Genomic DNA, 2138 nt, shown 5'->3' with positions numbered 1-2138 from the left:
GCATATTTATCAAAATTTGGGGGCTAGAAGTTCAATTTATCTCGAAGAATTTTTACTCCTCAGAGCTGTATTGTTATTGGATGCTTTTTTTATTATAAATCGACAACATTTTTCCTTCAAATAAATTTTTTTGGTGCAGATACACAAAATTAGAAAGCAGCGCAGCAAAGCGTTTACGGGGGATCTTGTATGTCTTCAAATAAAACGTTGGATGCAAAAGAATTAGATAAAATTGTCGAAAAAATGATCGACACCGTTCAACATAGCAAAGACGAAATTTTTCGGATCGGTGAACAGTCACGCCAAGAACATGAACAGCTGCTTCAAGAATTGTTGGAAGTGAAGATGCTAACTAAACAGACGATTGAAGAGGCGGATAAACTGGAAATACAAACCCGGCTGTCTCGGCAGCGTCTTGCGGAAGTAAGCAAGGATTTTTCGCTATATTCGGAAGAGGAAATTCGTGAAGCATACGAAAAGGCCCATGAATTGCACATGGAGCTGGCGATGATCCGCGAGCGGGAAAAACAGCTGCGGCTGCGGCGCGATGAGCTCGAGCGGCGCTTAGTTGGGCTGAAAGAAACGATTGAACGGGCAGAGCATTTAGTTGGACAAATTACGGTTGTTCTTGATTATTTAAACAGCGACTTCCGTCAAGTGGGGGAATTTATTGAAGGGGCTAAACAAAAACAAGAGTTTGGGTTAAAAATTATCGAGGCGCAAGAAGAGGAAAGAAAACGGCTATCGCGGGAAATTCATGATGGTCCAGCGCAAACGCTCGCCCATGCCATTCTTCGTTCCGACTTCATTGAAAAAGTGTTAAAAGATCGCGGCATTGAAGCGGCGATTGCCGAAATTCGCGATTTTAAAAAAATGGTTCGTTCTGCTCTTTATGAGGTACGAAGAATTATTTATGATTTGCGACCAATGGCGTTTGACGATTTAGGTTTAATTCCTACACTAAGAAAATACCTACAAACGATCGAAGATTATAATAGGGAGATTGCCGTCTCCTTTGTACACATTGGTGAAGAAGTAAGACTACCGGCCCGAATGGAAGTTGCGGTGTTCCGTCTCGTTCAAGAATCAGTACAAAATGCCCTAAAGCATGCGGAAGCGACCGAAATTCAAGTGAGAACGGAAATGAATAACAACCAGCTGTTTGTGATGGTAAAAGATAATGGGAAAGGATTTGACACAACGGTAAAAAAAGAGAATGCTTTTGGACTTATTGGCATGAAAGAACGGGTCGAATTGTTGGAAGGGACATTAACGATTCGGTCAAAGATTGGATTCGGTACAACGATTTTCATTCGTATTCCGTTAAATGTATAACGTAACATAATCAAAAAAGGGAGGAGAGGTTATGAAAACACGCATCGCCATTATTGATGATCATCAACTATTTCGGGAAGGGATTAAGCGAATTTTAGAGTTTGAAGAGGAGTTTGAAGTCGTCGCAGAAGGCGCGGACGGAAGCGAAGCCCTTTCGATTGTAGAAGAGCACCGCCCTGACATTGTCATTATGGACATTAACATGCCGAACATCAATGGAGTAGAGGCAACGAAACAGCTGATTGAAACGTACCCTGATACAAAAGTTGTCGTTCTTTCGATTCATGATGATGAAAACTATGTGATGCGCGCATTGCAAACAGGGGCTACCGGCTATTTATTAAAAGAAATGGATGCAGATACATTGATTGAAGCGGTGAAAATCGTCGCAGAAGGCGGCTCGTACTTGCATCCGAAAGTGACGCACAATTTGATTCGCGAATACCGCCGGCTTGCATCGGAAAAAGGCGAAAACAAAGAAAGAAAACGCGAAGTTCGCTGGCCGCTTCATCTATTAACGCGCCGTGAATGTGAAGTATTGCAGCTATTAGCAGACGGAAAAAGCAACCGCGGTATCGGTGAGGCGCTATATATCAGCGAAAAAACGGTGAAAAATCATGTAAGCAACATTTTACAAAAATTAAATGTCAATGACCGTACACAAGCGGTCGTGGTCGCCATCAAAAACGGCTGGGTCGAAGTGCGCTAATGTTTGCGGAAAATGGCTGGACAATTTATCTTAATTAGGCGAGAAGACTCCCACTTCAACGAAGCGAAGCGGAGTAAGTGGGAGATGAATCGCC

The 2138-nt window shown here is 42.7% G+C and carries 2 protein-coding genes; both read left to right on the top strand.

The features are described from left to right. Positions 1–189 precede the first annotated feature (189 nt). The gene (locus DCC82_RS00855; protein WP_108430203.1) at positions 190–1335 is read left to right on the top strand and encodes a sensor histidine kinase; all 1146 of its coding nucleotides are present in this window, start codon (positions 190–192) and stop codon (positions 1333–1335) included. Between the two features lie 31 nt (positions 1336–1366). Beyond that, positions 1367–2044: a response regulator gene (locus tag DCC82_RS00850; protein WP_015865096.1), complete on the top strand. Its 678-nt coding sequence runs from the start codon at positions 1367–1369 to the stop codon at positions 2042–2044. The last annotated feature ends 94 nt before the right edge of the window (positions 2045–2138 follow it).

Origin of the sequence: Geobacillus sp. LYN3, from assembly GCF_003064505.1 — a bacterium.
Lineage (GTDB): Bacteria > Bacillota > Bacilli > Bacillales > Anoxybacillaceae > Parageobacillus_B > Parageobacillus_B toebii.
This window is presented reverse-complemented; position numbering and strand designations above follow the sequence as displayed.

Coding starts and splice junctions, on each gene's coding strand:
- DCC82_RS00855 (WP_108430203.1), top strand. CDS start 190: ATGTCTTCAAATAAAACGTTGGATGCAAAAGAATTAGATAAAATTGTC.
- DCC82_RS00850 (WP_015865096.1), top strand. CDS start 1,367: ATGAAAACACGCATCGCCATTATTGATGATCATCAACTATTTCGGGAA.